This is a genomic window from Pandoraea pnomenusa, assembly GCF_000767615.3.
In the GTDB taxonomy this organism is placed as follows: Bacteria; Pseudomonadota; Gammaproteobacteria; order Burkholderiales; family Burkholderiaceae; genus Pandoraea; species Pandoraea pnomenusa.
Genome location: NZ_CP009553.3, coordinates 3,310,642 through 3,328,897, shown reverse-complemented (window position 1 = coordinate 3,328,897; position 18,256 = coordinate 3,310,642). Strand labels below are relative to the sequence as shown.

The 18,256-nt window shown below is 65.4% G+C and carries 16 protein-coding genes; 7 read left to right on the top strand and 9 right to left on the bottom strand.

Features of this window, described 5'->3' with window-relative positions:
* Window positions 1-22: 22 nt before the first annotated feature.
* The 4 genes from LV28_RS38895 to LV28_RS38880 all read right to left on the bottom strand — a co-directional run bounded on the left by LV28_RS38895 (window position 23) and on the right by LV28_RS38880 (window position 4,658).
* Window positions 23-1,393 (bottom strand): MFS transporter, encoded by a 1,371-nt coding sequence (locus tag LV28_RS38895; RefSeq protein ID WP_255315218.1) that lies wholly within the window; start codon window positions 1,391-1,393, stop codon window positions 23-25.
* 143 nt (window positions 1,394-1,536) lie between these two features.
* Window positions 1,537-3,252 (bottom strand): phosphoethanolamine transferase, encoded by a 1,716-nt coding sequence (locus LV28_RS38890; RefSeq protein WP_115344654.1) that lies wholly within the window; start codon window positions 3,250-3,252, stop codon window positions 1,537-1,539.
* A gap of 187 nt (window positions 3,253-3,439) precedes the next feature.
* Entirely contained in the window at window positions 3,440-3,778 is a 339-nt protein-coding gene (locus LV28_RS38885; RefSeq protein ID WP_025249339.1) for a tRNA-binding protein, read from the bottom strand.
* Window positions 3,779-3,881: 103 nt separating this feature from the next.
* Window positions 3,882-4,658, bottom strand: coding sequence for a helix-turn-helix transcriptional regulator (locus tag LV28_RS38880; RefSeq protein WP_038620749.1), 777 nt, complete (start codon window positions 4,656-4,658; stop codon window positions 3,882-3,884).
* Between the two features lie 302 nt (window positions 4,659-4,960).
* Between LV28_RS38880 and gltX the strand changes: the two genes are divergently transcribed.
* Window positions 4,961-6,352 carry a glutamate--tRNA ligase gene (gene gltX, locus LV28_RS38875; RefSeq protein WP_023596579.1) on the top strand — a complete coding sequence of 464 codons (1,392 nt, stop codon included), beginning with the start codon at window positions 4,961-4,963 and terminating at the stop codon, window positions 6,350-6,352.
* Window positions 6,353-6,548: 196 nt separating this feature from the next.
* Here the strand turns inward: gltX and LV28_RS38870 are convergent, their stop codons facing one another.
* Window positions 6,549-7,409: an inositol monophosphatase family protein gene (locus LV28_RS38870; protein ID WP_023596578.1), complete on the bottom strand. Its 861-nt coding sequence runs from the start codon at window positions 7,407-7,409 to the stop codon at window positions 6,549-6,551.
* A gap of 393 nt (window positions 7,410-7,802) precedes the next feature.
* On the opposite strand from LV28_RS38870, the gene LV28_RS38865 reads away from it, so the two are divergent.
* Entirely contained in the window at window positions 7,803-8,612 is an 810-nt protein-coding gene (locus LV28_RS38865; RefSeq protein ID WP_023873907.1) for an RNA methyltransferase, read from the top strand.
* A gap of 310 nt (window positions 8,613-8,922) precedes the next feature.
* The gene (gene cysE / locus LV28_RS38860) at window positions 8,923-9,702 is read left to right on the top strand and encodes a serine O-acetyltransferase (RefSeq protein WP_023596576.1); all 780 of its coding nucleotides are present in this window, start codon (window positions 8,923-8,925) and stop codon (window positions 9,700-9,702) included.
* A gap of 13 nt (window positions 9,703-9,715) precedes the next feature.
* Here the strand turns inward: cysE and LV28_RS38855 are convergent, their stop codons facing one another.
* From LV28_RS38855 to LV28_RS38840, 4 genes are all read right to left on the bottom strand, one after another.
* Window positions 9,716-10,537: a UDP-2,3-diacylglucosamine diphosphatase gene (locus LV28_RS38855; RefSeq protein WP_023596575.1), complete on the bottom strand. Its 822-nt coding sequence runs from the start codon at window positions 10,535-10,537 to the stop codon at window positions 9,716-9,718.
* A 60-nt stretch (window positions 10,538-10,597) separates the two neighbouring features.
* On the bottom strand, window positions 10,598-11,092 hold the full coding sequence (locus LV28_RS38850) for a peptidylprolyl isomerase (protein WP_023596574.1): 495 nt from the start codon (window positions 11,090-11,092) through the stop codon (window positions 10,598-10,600).
* Window positions 11,093-11,136: 44 nt separating this feature from the next.
* Entirely contained in the window at window positions 11,137-11,724 is a 588-nt protein-coding gene (locus tag LV28_RS38845) for a peptidylprolyl isomerase (RefSeq protein WP_024788397.1), read from the bottom strand.
* An 83-nt stretch (window positions 11,725-11,807) separates the two neighbouring features.
* The gene (locus tag LV28_RS38840; RefSeq protein WP_063599202.1) at window positions 11,808-12,536 is read right to left on the bottom strand and encodes a tetratricopeptide repeat protein; all 729 of its coding nucleotides are present in this window, start codon (window positions 12,534-12,536) and stop codon (window positions 11,808-11,810) included.
* A gap of 267 nt (window positions 12,537-12,803) precedes the next feature.
* Here LV28_RS38840 and cysS point away from each other — a divergent pair, with 267 nt between their 5' ends.
* The 4 genes from cysS (at window position 12,804) to tilS (ending at window position 18,094) form a co-directional block, all read left to right on the top strand.
* Window positions 12,804-14,207: a cysteine--tRNA ligase gene (gene cysS, locus LV28_RS38835; RefSeq protein ID WP_038622388.1), complete on the top strand. Its 1,404-nt coding sequence runs from the start codon at window positions 12,804-12,806 to the stop codon at window positions 14,205-14,207.
* A 24-nt stretch (window positions 14,208-14,231) separates the two neighbouring features.
* Window positions 14,232-15,410 (top strand): endonuclease III domain-containing protein, encoded by a 1,179-nt coding sequence (locus tag LV28_RS38830; protein ID WP_038620753.1) that lies wholly within the window; start codon window positions 14,232-14,234, stop codon window positions 15,408-15,410.
* Window positions 15,411-15,564: 154 nt separating this feature from the next.
* Window positions 15,565-16,533 carry an acetyl-CoA carboxylase carboxyltransferase subunit alpha gene (locus LV28_RS38825; protein ID WP_023596569.1) on the top strand — a complete coding sequence of 323 codons (969 nt, stop codon included), beginning with the start codon at window positions 15,565-15,567 and terminating at the stop codon, window positions 16,531-16,533.
* Window positions 16,534-16,648: 115 nt separating this feature from the next.
* Entirely contained in the window at window positions 16,649-18,094 is a 1,446-nt protein-coding gene (gene tilS, locus LV28_RS38820) for a tRNA lysidine(34) synthetase TilS (protein WP_038622391.1), read from the top strand.
* Window positions 18,095-18,256: the final 162 nt, after the last annotated feature.

The window sequence follows — 18,256 nt, the reverse complement described above, 5'->3', positions numbered from 1 at the left end:
GGCCGGGCGATCCCAGCCGCGTCTAACGCGATTGGCCGCTATCCGCGGCTTCGAGCGACGCAAGGCGCGCCGCGGGCGAGCGGGCGATGATGGCAAGCTGCATGCCGAAGCCGACGGCCATGGCAAAAAGACAGGCTTTTGCGCCGTGCCCGGATGCGATTGCGGCCCCCAGAAACGCACCTAACGGTCGTGCGCCGAAGGTTGCCGTCATCGTGACAGCCGACACGCGCGCGACCAGGCCGCCGGGGGTGACGATCTGGCGCAGCGACGTCGTGGAGATTGTCCAGACGATCGGGCCGAAGCCAAACAGGAAGAAGGCCGCGAACACGACGCCGTAGGCGCCGGGACCGCGCGGCACCACGGTGGTGGCGCACATCAGCAGTGCCGCGAGCGCGGCGCAGATCGGGCCAAGGAGGATCTGCCGTCCGAAGCGCAGGCGGTTTGCCACACGTGCGTAACCCATCGCCCCGCACACCATCCCGAATCCATAGGTCCCCAGCGCGGCGCCGACCGCTTGCGGCGAGAACCCGAGTGCGTCGATGGCGTGGAACGCGAAGACGGACAACAGCAGATACCACGCGGTATTGAAGACGAACGCCGTCGCCACGATGGGGCGCAGATACCGATTGCGGACGATGAAACGCACCCCTTCGCCGAGTTCATGAACGAAGTGTCGTCGCGCACCGGTGCGCGGGGTTTCCGCTGGCAGCCGGGACAGCCAGAATGCGCTGGCGAGCGACAGCGCGAGGGCGGTCGCGAAGGCGAACAGCCCGGAGGCCACGCCCGCCAGCACGCCACCGATGGCTGGTCCGGCGGTGAAGGCAACGCTGCGGGCCGTCTCCAATCGCCGGTTCGCGGTGAGCAGATGGGCCGGGCCGACGAGCGCGGCGACCAGCGAGGGGGCCGCCGCGCCGAAGACCACGGTCCCCGTCGCTATCGCGAAGCCCAGCGCGCCCAGTGAAGCGAGCGTGAGCCAGTGCATCCGGAACAGGAGGAAGAGCACGAGGAGCGCCGCGGCACGCAGCAGCTCCGTCGAGATCATGAGCGGCTTGCGACGATAACGGTCCGCAAGCACGCCGGCAGGCAGAGAGAGCAGCAGAAACGGCAACGTGGTGGCCGCTTGCAACGTGGCGGTCTGCTCGGCTGAGGCGCGCAACGCGATGACGGCCACGATCGGGATGACCGCCAGCGTCATCTGTTCGCTGAATTGCGCAGCGAGGTTCGCGCGCGAGAGCGATGTGACGAGCACATGCATCGACTCGCCGGTGCATGGCGCGGCGTGTGCATCGGACTCCGAGTCGACGTGCGCATCGATGTGCGCATCGATGCGTACATCGGGCGGCAAATCGGCGGGCAACGGGTGGCGGGGCAGGGGCGGCGGTGCGTCTGTCATCGGCATCTCTTCGAGGCGGGGATCTCGAAGGGAGTCTAGTCAGATGGCCGTGATCAAACGCTCCGTTTCTTGCGGTTGAATTCGACGTCGCGACGACTCAACCGGCATCGCTGGTAAGGGCACTGTTGGCGGGAACTTTGGCGTTACGCACCTTCCCGCCGCGTCCCGTCACTCCCGCCGCTCCCGGCGCTTTGCGCGCCTCGTGCGCGCTGCGCGCCGGACGCCGCGTCGGACACGCTTGCCGCCGGTCGGTAGGCCATGCCGTTGATGCGGCGTGGCGCGGGGACGAACGCATCGCTCAGCACATCGCGCGACGCGTCATAGTAGGGCGTGCCGATGTCCAGAAGGCCGAGCATCGTATGCTCGAGCTGATCGGTCTGGTAAGGGCGCGACTCCAGCGAGGCGCGGCGTTGCGCATCGATGGCGCTGCGCGTCCAGACGATCATCGGAATCTCGTAACCCGACGCGTCGGCCACCGACTGCCCGGTGTGGTTTCGGGTATGCCCCACTTCCTGTGCGTGATCCGAGCTGAACAGCAGGCTCGCGTCGGCCGACGCATCGGTCGACATCGTCTTGCGGATCAGACTGGCGACGACGAAATCGTTGTAGGCGATGGCGTTGTCGTACTCGTTGCGCAGGCGCCGCACCCAGAGCGAGCGCCCCTGGGCCTCGAGCCCGGCCATTACGGTGTCGTCCGTGTTGTGGAAGCGCGCGAAGCTCTCGGGATAGCGCATGTCATAGGTGGGATGCGCGCCGAGCAGATGCACCACGATGAGCTTGCGGGGGGCATCGTTCGCGAGGGCATGCTCGAATGCCGGCAGAAGATTGCCGTCGAAGTTGTTCTCGCCCCGGCCGAACCCCTTGTTGATGAAGACGCGTTCGTCCGCGCGATTGGCGACGAGGCCGAGCCAGCCGTCATTGGGCACCTGATTCGAGAGCCAATACGTGCGGAAACCGGCCTCCTTGGCCAGCATGATCAAGTCCGGTTGGCGTGTCCACGCGTCGGGATCGTCGAGACTCGCGGGGGTGAGCATCTTCATGAGCGATGCCATCGTCGCCGGCTCGGACGACACCACGTCGCGAAATACGGTCAGGTCGCTGCGCAATGTGTCCAGCATCGGTGTGGTGTTGCGCGCGTAGCCATAGAGCGACATGTTGTTGCGGTTCAGGCTCTCGCCGATGACCCATACCACGGTCTTGCGGTCCGGACCGTGATATTGCACCTGCCAGTCGGTGCGCTGCGCCATGCTTTGCTCGAGCTCGCGTTGCAGCTTCTCGGCGTGCGCGAGTTGCCCCTTGTAATCGAGATAGCGCAGCGGCCAGTAGAGCAGCGGGTTCTCCTTGGCCATCGTCGGGTTCAGATGCAGGGCGAGAAAGCCCGCGAGCAGGGTGGCCACCGCGATCTGGCCGCCACGGCGCAGCGGTGGTCGCGCACCGGCGGCCTCTCGGCGTGACAGACAGCGCTCCAGCGCCACGGCCATTGCGAAAAGTCCGGCGAAGGCGGCGCTCGCCTCGGCCACGTCGCGCCAGTTGTGACGGAAGAATTCGCCGGTCTCCGATGCATTGGTGTTGAACACCGCCTGAAGCACGAGCAGATGATTCGGTCGCAAACCGAAGTAATCGCGCAGGAAACCTTTCGTAGCGGCGTCGAGAAAGAAAACGGCGATCACGCCGAGCGTGGTCGCGCTGAACCAGGCGGGCCGCGCCCGCAGCAACAGGCACAGGCCCGCCAGTCCCGGCAGCGCCGTGGTCATGAGCGCGGCACTCTTGCCCAGCTCGTTGGCGCTGAGCATGCCCAGCGCCCAGAACGCACAAAGCCCGAGCAATCCGAGCCCCAGACGATACAGAAGTGGTTTCAAGCCATCATCCCCCAATACCCCGTGGCACGTCGCGGCGTGCCCGTCGATCCTTGCCGGCGCCATCGTCGCGCGCCGGGCAGCGACGCCATTTGACACGGAATTCGGCATTCGGTGCCGTCCCCCTGTCATTTTCGGGACGAATTTCGTCGGGTCGTCGGAACTTTCGGGCGCCGGGCGAGGGGGGCGTTCAGTGGAGGCGAGCCCCATTGGGCACGGGACGTTCAACACCGGCGAGGACGATCGCGCCGTCAGTGTCCGCGAAACCCGTCACGAGCACTTCCGAGACGATGCCGGCGATCCGCTTCGGCGGAAAATTGCATACGCAGAGCACCTGCCGCCCGACGAGCGATGCCGGCGTGTAATGCACCGTGATCTGCGCGCTGGACGTCTTCACACCCAGTTCCCCGAGGTCGACCTCCAGCACGTAGGCCGGCTTCTTCGCCTTCTCGTTGACGCGTGCGGTCACGATCGTCCCCACACGAAGTTCCACTTTCTCGAAATCCTGCCACTCGATGATCTCGGCCATGGGCTGCTCCCGGTTCTGTTGCGATGCCTGAAAATCCCGTGAGCGTATCGGGATCGCTGGGCCGACGGCTTGTGAATTTCTGCACACGGGGCGTCGACGCGCCTCAGTGCGCCGCGTCGCGTGCGCCATGTTCGCGTCGCCATGTCGCGGGCGTGAGACCGAAGTGCTGGCGAAACGCGTGGGTCAGGGCGCTCTGGTCGTTGAATCCAACCTCCAGTGCGATGTCCGCGAGCGCGGTGTCGTCGGCCACGAGCAGCGCGGCTGCACGGGCGAGCCGCAGACGCATGAGGTGACGGTGCGGCGTCTCGCCGGCCATGGCGACGAAACAGTCGTGGAAGTGGCGTACGCTCATGCCGGCCTCGCGCGCGAGGGTCGCGGTATCCGGCGGCGCGGCCAGGTCGGCATGCAGCCGGGCGTCGATGTGGGCCAGATTCAACCGGACCGTGCGAGACGCGTGGCGCGCCGGCGCCAGTCGCGACGTCAGCGCCATGAGCCATTCGCGCACGACGGGGTCGTGTTCGTTGAGCGGTTGCCCGCGAGCGAGGCTCGCACTCACACATTGTGCGAGCGCCAGCAGCCGGGCGTCGAGCGCGAAGAAGGCCTCATGCGCAAACGCGCGTGCGGTGCCGGTGATCTCGGCCACGCGCGCGGGAACGTCGAGCACGACCTGGCGATTCGGGCCGTCGCCGCGATAGTCGTGACGCACGCCGGCGGGAATCACCACGCCGTTGCGCGCGCTCACGCGACCGGACTGTGCCGTCTCGCCGTCGAGCGACAACGCCATGCGTCCCGAGAGCCCGATCACGACTTGGTGAAAGTCGTGGATGTCGGTGCTGTGCGTTGGACGGTATTCGCGCAGTTCGAGGATAGGGGCGGACATGACGGAAAGCGGTTCGGAAGGCACGTGGCGGAGGCTCACGACGCTCGGCTATGGCGCATTATCGCCCACGTGCGGCGTTGGTGCGCGCTACAGGGGACCGTTGCCGCCGAGGTCATGCGAAGCGGGCGAGCGATGTCCGAGGGGCAAGGCGGGAAATTCCGATGCCGCACTCGGACTGTGCCGCGAATGCACGCACTCGGCTGATATAATGATGGCTTCCCAATGTTGGCGACCCGCCTGCGCGAGACCTTCCGCCGCGGGCGTTTTTGTTTGTTGCCGACGCGATGCACCGAAGCCAAACCATGACCACTGTCCGCACCCGCTTTGCGCCTAGCCCGACCGGATTCATCCATCTGGGCAACATCCGTTCCGCTCTCTATCCGTGGGCGTTCGCGCGTCACAACCACGGCGCGTTCGTGCTGCGCATCGAAGACACCGATCTCGAGCGCTCGACCCCGGAAGCCGTACAGGTCATTCTCGAGGGCATGGCCTGGCTCGGTCTCGACTATGACGAGGGCCCGTTCTACCAGATGCAGCGCATGGATCGCTATCGCGAGGTGCTCGCGCAATTGAAGGCTGCCGGTCACGTCTACCCGTGCTACATGAGCATGGAAGAACTCGACGAATTGCGCGAGCAGCAGCGTGCGCGCGGCGAGAAGCCGCGTTACGACGGCCGCTGGCGTCCGGAGCCGGGCAAGGTGCTGCCCGAGCCGCCCGTGGGCGTGCAGCCGGTGCTGCGCTTCAAGAACCCGCTCACGGGCAGCGTGGTGTGGGAGGACGCGGTCAAGGGGCGGATCGAAATCTCCAACGAGGAACTCGACGATCTCGTGATCGCGCGCCCGGATGGCACGCCCACGTATAACTTCTGCGTGGTCGTGGACGACATCGACATGGACATCACGCATGTGATTCGCGGCGACGACCACGTGAACAACACGCCGCGCCAGATCAACATCTTCGAAGCGCTCGGCAAGCAGCCGCCGGTCTACGCGCATCTGCCCACGGTGCTCAACGACCAGGGCGAGAAGATGTCCAAGCGCAATGGCGCCATGAGCGTGGTGCAGTACCGCGAAGAAGGCTTCCTGCCCGAGGCCGTGGTGAACTATCTGGCCCGACTCGGCTGGGCGCATGGCGACGCGGAAGTCTTCACGCGCGACCAGTTCGTCGCTTGGTTCGACCTCGAGCATCTGGGCAAGTCGCCGGCGCAGCACAATCCCGAAAAGCTGCTGTGGTTGAACAACCAGTACCTGAAGCAGGCCGACAACGAGCGTCTGGCCGGGTTGACCGAGCCGTTCCTGCAAAAGGCGGGCGTGTCGATCGAGGGCGGCCCGTCGCTCTCCGGCGTGGTGGGTCTGTTCAAGGACCGCGCGAATACCGTCAAGGACATCGCGCAAAGCGCGGAAATGTTCTATCGCAAGCCGGCGCCGTCGGACGCCGACCTCGCGCAACACATGACGGACGCCGCACGCGCCGCGGTGAAGGATCTCGCCACGGCGCTCGCGGCACTGCCCGAGTGGAAGAAGGAAGCGATCTCGCCGGTGTTCAAGGCGACGCTCGCGCAGCACGGCATGAAGATGCCGCAGCTCGCGATGCCGGTGCGTCTGCTGGTGGTCGGCACCACGCACACCCCGTCGATCGACGCCGTGCTCGAGTTGCTCGGCCGCGACACGGTGCTGGCGCGTCTTGGCAACTGACACTCGCCGATATCGCGACCAGCGCGACCGGCGCGACCAGCGCGGCTGAAGCGGACGCCGCCGCGCCCGATGTGTCGACGTGGCGACGTACCATGCAAAAACCCCGGGATGCGCGAGCATCGCCGGGGTTTTTTACGCGGGGCGCGAGGGTACGTTGCGGCCCTTGGCTATCCGTTCGTGAGCGGCGGCGTGCCGATTACGCCTGTGGGCCGTCTTCCTTGGCGGCCGGGGCGGGCGCCCGCTTCGTCGACGCCGGTCGTTGCGTGCGCGAGTAGCCTTCGAGCAGGTTGACCATCTGCGCGTAGATCTTCGGATTGCCCGCGAGGATCTCGCCTTCGAACAGGAAGTTCGATTCGCCGGTGTAATTGCCCACCAGACCCCCCGCCTCGGTAATCAGCAGGCTGCCGGCGGCCATGTCCCAGGCGTTCAGACCCTGTTCGAAGAAGCCGTCCATTCGGCCCGCGGCGACGTTCGCCAGATCGAGCGCGGCGGCGCCCGGGCGTCGGATGCCGGCGCAATGCTCGGTCATCGTGCCGAACATCTTGAGGTAATTCTCCACGCCCTGCAGATCGCGGAACGGGAATCCGGTGCCGATCAGGCCGTCGGCCAGGCGATCGCGCCGCGACACCCGGATGCGCTTGCCGTCGAGGAACGCACCCCGGCCGCGCGAGGCGGTGAAGAGTTCGTTGCGCGTCGGGTCATAGATCACGGCCTGCGAGACGATACCCTTGTGGGCAAGCGCGATCGAAGTGCAGTAATAGGGCAGACCATGAATGAAGTTGGTCGTGCCATCGAGCGGATCGATGATCCACTGATATTCCGAATCGCCATTGCCATGTTCCTCGCCGGTTTCTTCGGCAAGGATGGCGTGGTCGGGGTAAGCCTGGAGGAGGGTTTCGATGATCGCCAGCTCAGCCGCCTTGTCCACTTCCGTCACGAAGTCATTGTGCTGCTTCTTGCTGACCTTGACAGTATCGATGTCGAGGGAGGCACGGCTGATGATGTTGCCGGCGCGGCGCGCGGCCTTCACCGCGATATTGAGCATGGGATGCTGCATGACAGATTCCTGTTAAGGCCACCGCCGACGATACGCGCAACCCATTCTCTGGGCGGGCCGGCAGGCATGGCAGACAAAGCGAACAAATTGAGCAAGAGCGATGCCCGACAAGCACGACCCCCCGAAGGTGTCGAGGCGATTGCCGGGCGAAAACGCGCATTCTAACAAAAATACGGCCGACGCGCTGGCGTGTCTGTGGATTCTGACCCTTTTTCACGTTTTGCCGAGGGACCCTTCGTTGGGGGGCGGGCCATGTAAGTCGGCCCGCAGCGTGCGCATTTCAGGGCAAAATAGCGACGTTTGCCGCCGGGCCGCCCATTGAGGGGGGCCGGATCGCCCGCAGGGTGCTTGCCTTTCCACCTCATCAGGTTTTTTCGCCACCATCGCCGTCCCATGCCTTTGTCCGCTCCCACTCATTCGTCGCCACTGTTCGATCAAGTGCGTTTCGTGCTCAACGAGACCAGCCATCCCGGGAACGTCGGCTCCGCAGCCCGGGCGATCAAGACGATGGGGTTCGGCAGTCTCGTGCTGGCCGCGCCGCGTGCCGGGGCGGACGTTCTGCGCGATCCGGACGCGGTGGCGCTTGCGAGCGGGGCCGACGACGTGCTGGCCAACGCGCGGGTCGTGGCCGACCTCGACGCCGCATTGGCGGGCGTGAGCTGGGCGGTGGCGCTCTCCGCGCGTTCGCGCGAATACGGACCGCCCAACGCCGAGCCGCGCGAGAGCGCCGCGATGGCGGTGCAGCACGCGGGGCAGGGCGAGACTGTCGCGTTCGTCTTCGGCAGCGAGCGCACCGGACTTTCGAATGCCGACGTGGAGCGTTGCAACGCGCTGGTGCACATCCCCGCCAACCCGGTGTACAGCTCGTTGAATCTTTCCCAGGCGGTGCAACTGATCGCCTACGAAGTGCGCCTCGCGTGTCTGGCGCACGAACGGGGCGAGCCGATGAACACGCCGATCGTGGCGCCCGCGGTCATCGATGCCACGGGGCACGAGGCGCTCGCCACGCGCGACGACGTCGAGGGCATGCTCGCGCACCTGGAGCGAGCGCTCGTCGACCTCGATTTCCTCGATCCCGACAATCCGAAGAAGCTCATGACGCGCCTGCGCCGGCTCTTCGCCAAGAGTCATCTGGAGCGCGAGGAAGTCAACATCCTCCGGGGTATCGCGAAGCACATCCTCGAGCGCAAGGTGCGCCGCTGAGGTGGCGCACCTTGCGCGCCTGCAAACTTCGCGAAAACGCCATACAATTTCCCGTCATAAGCTCATCAGCCTTCGCGGATATGAACCGTTTGCGCCAGCGTTGCGCCGCCTCCCTGCCTTATCACGTGCACTGTTAGCCCTGCGCCGACCCGAGTGACCTGCGCCGCTGCGTGCGCCGCCGTCACTCACACCGCACTGCAACGCCCGCCGATCACGGCCGGTGCCCTTGCTCCAGACATCACCCTCCGCGCCGATCCGCCGCTCCTCTGCCGGGTGGGCGGGAAGCGCTTCACAGGATCGAATCAGGCTCATGTTCACTCGTCTTCGCGAAGATATCGCCGCCATCCGGCAAAAGGATCCCGCCGCCCGCAGCAACTGGGAAGTCCTCACGTGCTACCCCGGCTTGCACGCCGTCATGCTGCATCGCGTGGCGCACGCGTGCTGGACGTCGGGCTTCAAGTGGCTCGGTCGATACGTCTCGCAGTACGCCCGCTTTCTCACCGGGATCGAAATCCATCCGGGCGCGACGTTGGGTCGCCGGGTCTTCATCGATCACGGGATGGGGGTGGTGATCGGCGAGACTGCCGTTATCGGCGACGATTGCACGATCTACCAGGGCGTCACGCTCGGGGGGACATCGCTGGCGCGCGGCGCCAAGCGCCACCCGACGCTGGAGGCCGGTGTCATCGTCGGCGCGGGTGCCAAGGTGCTGGGTGGCTTCACGGTCGGCGAAGGGGCGAAGATCGGCTCGAACGCCGTCGTCGTCAAGGCCGTGCCCGCGGGCGGCACCGCCGTGGGGAATCCGGCGCGCGTCATTCGTCCGAACGCGCCGAAGGACGATGCGCAGGCAAGGCGGGATGATCAGGGACGCAAGGCGGAGTTCTCGGCGTACGGCATCGCGCCGAACGCCGACGATCCCGTATCGCTGGCCATCCATGGGTTGATCGAGAACGCGACCGACCAGGCACACAAGATCGATGTCATGGTGGCGGCGCTCAATCAGCTCGGCGCACACCTCGAAGCGCTCGGCGCGAGCAAGATCGATACCGCCGAGCTGCGCAAGCTCGGCAAGGAAATCCAGGACATGTGACGGACGTGCGCCGTCAGGGCTGAGAAGGCTGGGAGGGCGAGAGGTCGACGGCGCGCAACCCGCGCGCATCCCATTGCAGATAGCCGCCGCGCGGGGGCGCCACGTCGAACTCCCAGTCGGGTAGCACCCACCGAACGCGACGCCCGTGGGCATGCCGCGCGGGCCGATGCGTGTGGCCGTGCACGAGCGTGCGCTCGCCGGCGGCGTCGAGCAGTGCGTCGATGGCGTGGGCGTTGGCGTCCGCGTAACCCATGCGGTGCGCACCCTTGGCGGCGCTACGCCGCCGCACGCGCTCCGCGATCGCCATGCGCAGGCGCAGCGGCAGGCTCAGGAAAAAGCGCTTGCCGAGCGGCGAGTGGGCAATGCGGCGAAAGCGCTGATACCCAACGTCATCGGTGCACAACTGGTCGCCGTGACTGAGCACGAGCGCCTGACCCAGAAACGAAAAGACGCACGGATCGTCGAGCATTACCGCACCGGCGGCACGGGCGAATCGCGCGCCGAGCAGGAAATCGCGGTTGCCGCGCATCACGGCGATGGGCACACCGCTTGCCGACAATTCCGCCATGGCCGCCGTCATGCGACGGGCGAACGCACCCAGGGGTTCGGGGCCGGACACTTCAGGGGCAGGGGGGGCGAGGCGGGGTGGCAGGTCGGCGCCGAGCATGTCGTCGCCGATCCAGTATTCGAACAGATCGCCGAGAATGAAAAGCACGGACGCTTCGCGCGCGGGGCCGCGCAGGAAGTCCTCGAAGACTTGCACCGTACGCGGCAGCGCCGGCGAGAGGTGAAGATCGGAAATGAAAAGCGCGGGCCCGTCGCCCCGAGGTGTCACAGGGCATTGCGGGCACCGCGCAGTCGATACGGGCATCGATTGTCGCAGTCGGCAGGTGGCTTACGCGACGATCACGGCTTTCTCGATGATGACGTCCTCGACCGGCACGTCCTGGTGAAAGCCCTTCGATCCGGTCTGCACGCCCTTGATCTGGTCGACGATCTCCTGGCCTTGGACGACCTTGCCGAACACGGCGTAGCCCCAGCCTTGTGGCGTGGGCGAGCTGTGGTTCAGGAAGTCGTTGTCATTCACGTTGATGAAGAACTGCGCCGTGGCCGAGTGCGGATCGTTCGTGCGGGCCATGGCCAGCGTGTACTTGTCGTTCTTCAGGCCGTTGTTGGCTTCGTTCTCGATCGGGGCGTCCGTCTGCTTTTGCTTCATGCCCGGTTCGAAGCCGCCGCCCTGGATCATGAAGCCGTTGATTACGCGGTGGAACACCGTGTTGTCGTAGAAGCCCTTCTTGACGTAGTTCAGGAAGTTCTCGACCGTCTTCGGCGCCTTGGCGGCGTCCAGTTCGATGCGGATGACGCCGTGATTCGTTTGCAGTTCAACCATGATGCTTTCCTTCTGAAGAAATGGTCCCTGTGGGCCGGAGGATTTCAGCGCTTGACCACGCTGGCCGATTCGATCACGACCGGCGTGGCCGGCACGTCTGCGTACATGCCACTGCGGGTCGTGGCAACACCCTTGATTTTCTCGACGGTATCCATGCCGGACACCACTTTGCCGAATACGGTATAGCCATATCCGTCGGGGTTGGGGTAATCCAATGACGCATTATCCTTCACATTGATGAAGAATTGCGCGGTCGCGGAATTCGGATCGGACGTGCGCGCCATGGCGATGGTGCCCGTCAGATTCTTCAGGCCGTTCTTCGATTCGATCGGCACGGGCGCGCGCGTGGGCTTTTGCTGCATGTCGGGCGTGAAGCCGCCGCCCTGGATCATGAAGTTGTTGATCACGCGGTGAAAGATCGTGCCGTTGTAGAAGCCGCTGTTGACGTATTGCAGGAAGTTGTCGACAGTCTTCGGAGCGGCCTTCGGATTGACTTCGACCACGAAATTGCCGGCCGATGTCTTGAACAGTACCTGCGGTTGCACATTCTGTGCCATCGCGCTCACGCTCGCACCCGACAGGGCGGCGGCGACGATGAAGGTGCCGGCGCTGCCGAGCAGCGCGCGACGCAGGCGATTCGGAAAGGACATGAGTGTCTCCGTTGCGAGGAAGGGGCGATCGAGTTCGATTCGATTCGCAGGCGGGCGCCGGGTTCTCAATTTCCCGACTTGCCGATGTTTTTGAGTGCGCCGGCCTCGCCCGATTTCGCCGGCGCGGGTGCCTGGCTGACCGGCTTGGCGCGTTGTGGGGCAAGCATGTCCGAGAGCAGCTTCTCGCGGTTCGACACGCGCGCCGTGGGCGCGAGCCTGAGCGATTTCTGATAAGCCTGTTGCGCAAGCTTGGCGTAGATGTCACCCAGGTTGGCGTACGCCACGGCGAAGCCTGGATTATTGCGGATCGCGTTTTCCAGGGCGGCGCGCGCCTTGTCGTACTCGCCTGCCTGCGCGTACAGCGCCGCGAGATTGTTGTATGGCTCGGGCAGTTCCGGGAAATCCTGGGTGAGTGCGGTGAAGTCGTCGATGGCTTCCGCGTTACGGCCCATTTCCATGAGCACACGACCGCGCGTGAAGCGCACCTGCGCGTCGCGCGGGTACTGCTTCAGATGTTCGTCGATTCTGGTCAGGGCGTCGTTGAACTTGCCGGCGTCGACCAGCTTGTTGATGGCCGACTCGCTCGCCTGCTGCGGGGTTTGCAGCGGCGCGGGCGGCGGCGGATCGATGATGGCCTGCGCACCGGCGGGCAGCGCGAACAGCACGCCCGCCAGACCCAGGGTGGCGCCCGCGAGCGTGAGGGCACGGGGGCTTCGCGCGATGGCCGCGGCCGGGCGAAGGCGGGAGAGAAGGCGCGTTGCAGGGGGCAAAAGTGACCGGCTTCGTTGCGTCATAGTGGGTGCTTGGGATACCTGAGAGGTGCGCAAGAGATGCTATACTCGGCCGCATTCTAACAAAACACCTGCGCTCGTCCCGCGCCATTTCTCCCGGTCTTTCGTGAAGTGGTGGCGGATTCGGTTCGCAGGTTCGTTTTTTCTACCGCACGGCGCGCAGCCCGCCTCGCGATGTCGCTCCCGTCACGGCATGTGGCGATGCGCCCGACATCGTCGCAGCGTCCGGCGCTGCTGGCGCCCGCTGCGACGATGGTCAAGCGCTTATCTATGGATTCACTCCGCGTCTACAACTCGCTCGCGCGAGACAAACAGCCGTTCGTACCTCTTGTTCCCGGCGAAGTCCGCATGTATGTCTGCGGCATGACGGTGTACGACTACTGTCACGTCGGTCATGCGCGCGTGATGGTGGTGTTCGACATGGTGCAGCGCTGGCTGCGCACGCTCGGGTATCGGGTGACCTATGTGCGCAACATCACCGACATCGACGACAAGATCATCAAGCGCGCCGTCGAGAACGGCGAGACGCTGCGCGAACTCACCACGCGGTTCATTGCCGCCATGCATGAAGACGCGGACGCGCTCGGTGTGCAGCGTCCCGATCACGAGCCGCGTGCGACCGACTTCATTCCCCGGATGGTGGACATGATCGGCGCGCTGCAGCGCAACGGGTACGCCTATCAGGCCGACGACGGCGACGTGAACTATGCGGTTCGCAAGTTCGCCGGCTACGGACAGCTGTCCGGCAAGTCGATCGAGGACCTGCGTGCGGGCGAGCGCGTGGCGGCCAATGCGTCGAAGCAGGATCCGCTCGATTTCGTGCTGTGGAAGCGCGCGAAGGATACCGAGCCCGAGGAGTCCAAGTGGGCGTCGCCGTGGGGCGAGGGCCGTCCCGGCTGGCATATCGAATGCTCGGCGATGAGCTGCCAGCTGCTGGGCAATCACTTCGACATTCATGGCGGCGGAGCCGACCTGCAGTTCCCGCACCACGAGAATGAAATCGCGCAGAGCGAGGGGGCGACGGGCGAGACGTTCGTGAATTACTGGCTGCACAACGGCTTCGTGCGCGTGGACAACGAGAAGATGTCCAAGTCGCTGGGCAATTTCTTCACGATCCGCGAGGTGCTCGAGAAGTTCGACGCGGAAGTCGTGCGCTTCTTCATTCTTCGCGCCCAGTATCGCAGCCCGCTCAATTACAGCGACGCGCATCTCGATGACGCGCGTAGCGGTCTCACGCGGTTGTACACGGCACTCAAGGACGCCGTGGGCGACGGCGCGCCGCTGGATTGGAACGAGGCATTCGCACAGCGTTTCGCCGCGGCCATGAACGACGACTTCAACACGCCGGTGGCCATCGCCGTCCTCTTCGAACTCGCCGGCGAAATCAACCGACAGCGCGATCCCGTGCTGGTGCGCCAGCTCCAGGGGCTGGCGGCCACGCTGGGGCTGCTGGGGCGCGATCCGCAGTCATTCCTGCAAGGGGCGACGGGGGCGGAATCGGCCGGTGACGGCGATGCGCTGCGAGCTTCCGTCGAGGCGCGCATCGAGGCACGTGTGCAGGCCAAGCGCGATCGCAATTTCGCCGAGGCCGATCGTATTCGTGCTGAGCTGCTGTCCGAAGGTATCGTGCTAGAAGATCGTCCCGGAGGCGCCACCGAATGGCGTCGTGCCTGAGCGCGGCGCATCGAGACAAAACTCATGGTGACTCGTAAATCCGTGGCCGCGAAGACCGCGACCCAATCTCCCGCCAGGGGCGCAACGAAGCCCGCCAGGGCGGCGTCGGTGCGACCTGCACCCGCCAAGGGCGTGACCAAGTCCGACGGCAAGACGACCGTGGCCAAGGCCGGGGGAAAGACCGCCACGGCGACCAAGGCCGGCAGTGCGCGCTCGGCGGCGCCGCAAGTCTCCCCGAAGGTCGCGCGCAAGGACGCCCGGAAGGCAGCGCCGAGGCCGGCAGCGAAGGTGCCGGCCAAGACACCTGCGAAGGTGTCGGCCAGGGAGTCCGCCAAGGCGCCGACGAAGACGGGTGCGAATACACCTCGGAAGGTCGCATCGAAAGTGGCGTCGAAGTCGTCCCGCACGGCGCCTGCGTCATCCGGGGCCTCGGGTGCGACGGCCGGCGCGGCTACCGCGCGCCGAGTCATCGCGAAGCGCGACGGTGAAACGCGCATCGTCACGCCGGAGATCGAACGCATCGAGCACGATGTCGTCGAGGAGGCGGTGACGGGCGTGGTGCCGCTGCCAGTCGCGCCGGGCGCAACGCGCCCCGACTTCTGGGATCAGGCGTGCGCCGATCTGATGCGGCGCGACCGCATTCTCAAGAAATTGATTCCGCAGTTTGGCCCTGCGCATCTGACCGGGCGCGGCGAGCCGTTCGTCACGCTGGCGCGCTCCATCGTCGGTCAGCAGATTTCCGTGAAGGCCGCACAGTCCGTGTGGGATCGCGTGGTGGCGGTCTGTCCGAAGCTCACCCCGGCGCAGTTCATGAAGGCCGGTCATGACGCGCTTGCCGGGTGCGGGCTGTCGCGCCGCAAGGCCGAATACATCCTCGACCTGGCCACGCATTTCAAATCGGGCGCGCTGCACGTCGACGCCTGGGCGAGCATGGACGACGAGGCCGTTATCGCCGAATTGACCGGCATTCGCGGCATCGGCCGCTGGACGGCGGAGATGTTTCTGATGTTCAACCTCATGCGCCCCGATGTGCTTCCGCTCGACGACGTGGGGCTGATCAATGCCATCAGCGTCAACTATTTCAGCGGCGAACCCGTCACGCGCAGCGAAGCGCGTGAAGTGGCCGCCAACTGGGAGCCGTGGCGCTCAGTCGCCACGTGGTACATGTGGCGAAGTCTCGAACCGGTGCCGGTCGAATACTGATTGTTTCGCCCAGGACGTATAATCCGCGTCCATTCCGTTTCATCCAGCCATTATTGACGTCTATTGTGAGTTGCGAGTCGATGAAAGTTGTCTATGTCGACCGGGTAGACGTTGCCGGCGGTACAATACGCTGCCGCATTTCCGGGGAAACCTGATGAAGAACACCTTTTTGGATTTTGAACAGCCGATCGCCGAGCTCGAAGCGAAGATTGAAGAGCTGCGCTTCGTGCAAGACGACTCCGCCGTCGATATTTCCGAAGAGATCGAGCGCCTCTCCAAGAAGAGCCAGCAGCTCACCAAAGACATCTATACGAACCTGTCGCCGTGGCAGGTTTCGCAAATTTCGCGTCACCCGCAGCGTCCGTACACGCTTGACTACATTCGCGACATCTTTACCGACTTCCACGAACTGCATGGCGACCGGGCCTTCTCGGACGATCACGCGATCGTGGGCGGCATGGCGCGTTTCAACGGTCAGGCCTGCATGGTGATCGGTCACCAGAAGGGGCGCGACACGAAGGAGCGCGCCATGCGCAATTTCGGCATGCCGCGACCGGAGGGCTATCGCAAGGCCATGCGCCTGATGAAGCTCGCCGAGAAGTTCGGCCTGCCGATCTTCACGTTCGTCGATACGCCGGGGGCCTATCCGGGCATCGACGCCGAAGAGCGTGGTCAGTCGGAGGCCATCGGTCGCAACCTGTACGTGATGACCGAACTCAAGACGCCGATCATCACCACGATCATCGGCGAGGGCGGTTCGGGCGGTGCGTTGGCCGTGGCCGTCGCCGATACGGTCATGATGTTGCAGTTCTCGACCTACTCGGTCATCTCGCCCGAAGGTTGCGCATCCATCCTGTGGAAGAGTGCCGCCAAGGCGCCCGAGGCCGCGGAAGCCCTGGGCCTGACGGCGCACCGCCTGAAGGCGCTTGGCCTGATCGACAAGATCATCAATGAGCCGCTGGGCGGCGCGCATCGCGATCCGCTCGGCATGGCCGGCATGCTCAAGCGCGCACTGGCCGATTCGCTGCGTCAGTTCCAGGGCATGAGCCACAAGGAGTTGCTCGAGCGCCGCTTCGAGCGCCTGATGACTTATGGCAAATTCAAGGAAGCCGGCGCGAAGTAATTCGATGGCCGATGCGTCGTCGCCCTTGGTGGCGATGACGCCGAATCCGATGCCACATCACGATTCATCCACTGCCGCGTTCGCATCCCCCCGATGCGACGCGGCAGTTGCACATGTGGACGTCGCGTTGCGCATGGCGCTCGCCACGCCCGGCACGCCCGGCACGCCGCGTCTCGCGCTGGCCCTGAGCGGCGGGCTGGACTCGATGGTGTTGCTCGACGCGCTCGCCCGTTGGGTCCACGCGAGACGTCAGGCCGGCGACGCGGTAGCCCAGCCGCTGGCCGTCCACATTCATCACGGATTGTCTCCTCACGCTGACGATTGGCTTGCGATATGCGAGCGCGAGGCGCGTATGCGCGGCTTCGCTTTCGCATCGCATCAGGTCGACGTGCCGCGAGACGCCCGTCAGGGCACCGAAGGTGCGGCACGCGCCTTGCGTTACGAGGCGCTTGCGGCGAGTTGCCGCGAGCACGACATCGACGCACTGCTCACGGCGCACCACGCGAATGATCAGGCGGAAACCGTCCTGTTGCAGATGCTGCGCGGCGCCGGTTTGCCGGGGGTGGCGGCGATGGCCGTGGAAGGGTCGTTGCCGGGCGCCGCACGCGAGGCGACCCGCACGCGTTTGCTGCGCCCTTTGCTCGATGTCTCGCGCGAGACGATGCATGCGTACGCGAAGGCGCGCTCATTGTCATGGGTCGAGGATCCGTCGAACGAGGATCGCCAGTATTTGCGCAACGCGTTGCGCCACGATGTCATGCCCGCCATCTCACGGCATGTGCCCGCGTATCGCGAGACGCTCGCGCGATTCGCGCGCCACGCGGCGCAAGCCCAGACACTGCTCGACCAACTGGCGCAACTCGACTTCGACATGGCCTGCGTGCCGTGCGATGCGCATGGAGACGGGCGGGAACGATTGCAGCGCAGCCGGTTGCAGTCGCTCGATGCCGCAAGACTTGCCAACCTGTTGCGGTTCTGGGCGGCGCGCCGCGGCCTGGCGACGCCCCCGGAGGCGCGACTCGACGAGTGGGTTCGCCAGATTCGCGATGCGCATGTCGACGCGTCGCTTGAATTGCCGCACGGCGACGCCGTGTTGCGTCTGTATCGCGATGCGTTGCAGTGGACGGCCGTCTACGACGCCGCCGGTCGCGACGACGTGGCGCCGGACGTGATGTTGCGCTGGTCAGGGGAGCGAGAGTGGCGCCTGCCCGCGTGGAAAGGAAGCATCGTCTTCACGCCGCTTTCACCGCTTTCACCGAACTCGCCGGCGACCCCGGGGGCCGCCGCCGGTGGGACGGTCGACGAACATGTGCTGCGTGCCCGGCCGTTGGTTGCGCGGGCGAGAGCGGGCGGCGAGCGGTGGCGCGAGCATGCGCGGGGGCACTCGCGTTCGCTGAAGCACTGGTATCAGAGTCGCGGCATCGCTGCGTGGTTGCGCAACGTGCCGATCGTCTGGCAGGGCGACGCGATCCTTTTCGTGCCTCGCCTCGGTATCGATGGCGGATCGCAGGGCGAGCAGGGCGGTGCTCGCTGGCAAATGACGTGGCGCGACGAGGCGTGAGCGCCGCAGCCACGGAAGCATCTCGTTCCGAAACGTCTGCGAAATGCAGCACAATCTGCCGCCGCGTGCGGCCGACGACGGTGTGCGCAGTGCAATCTGCGCCGAACTGCCTCAGGCGCGATACATTCGTGCGATAATCAAAAGTTCGCGAATCGAAACGTC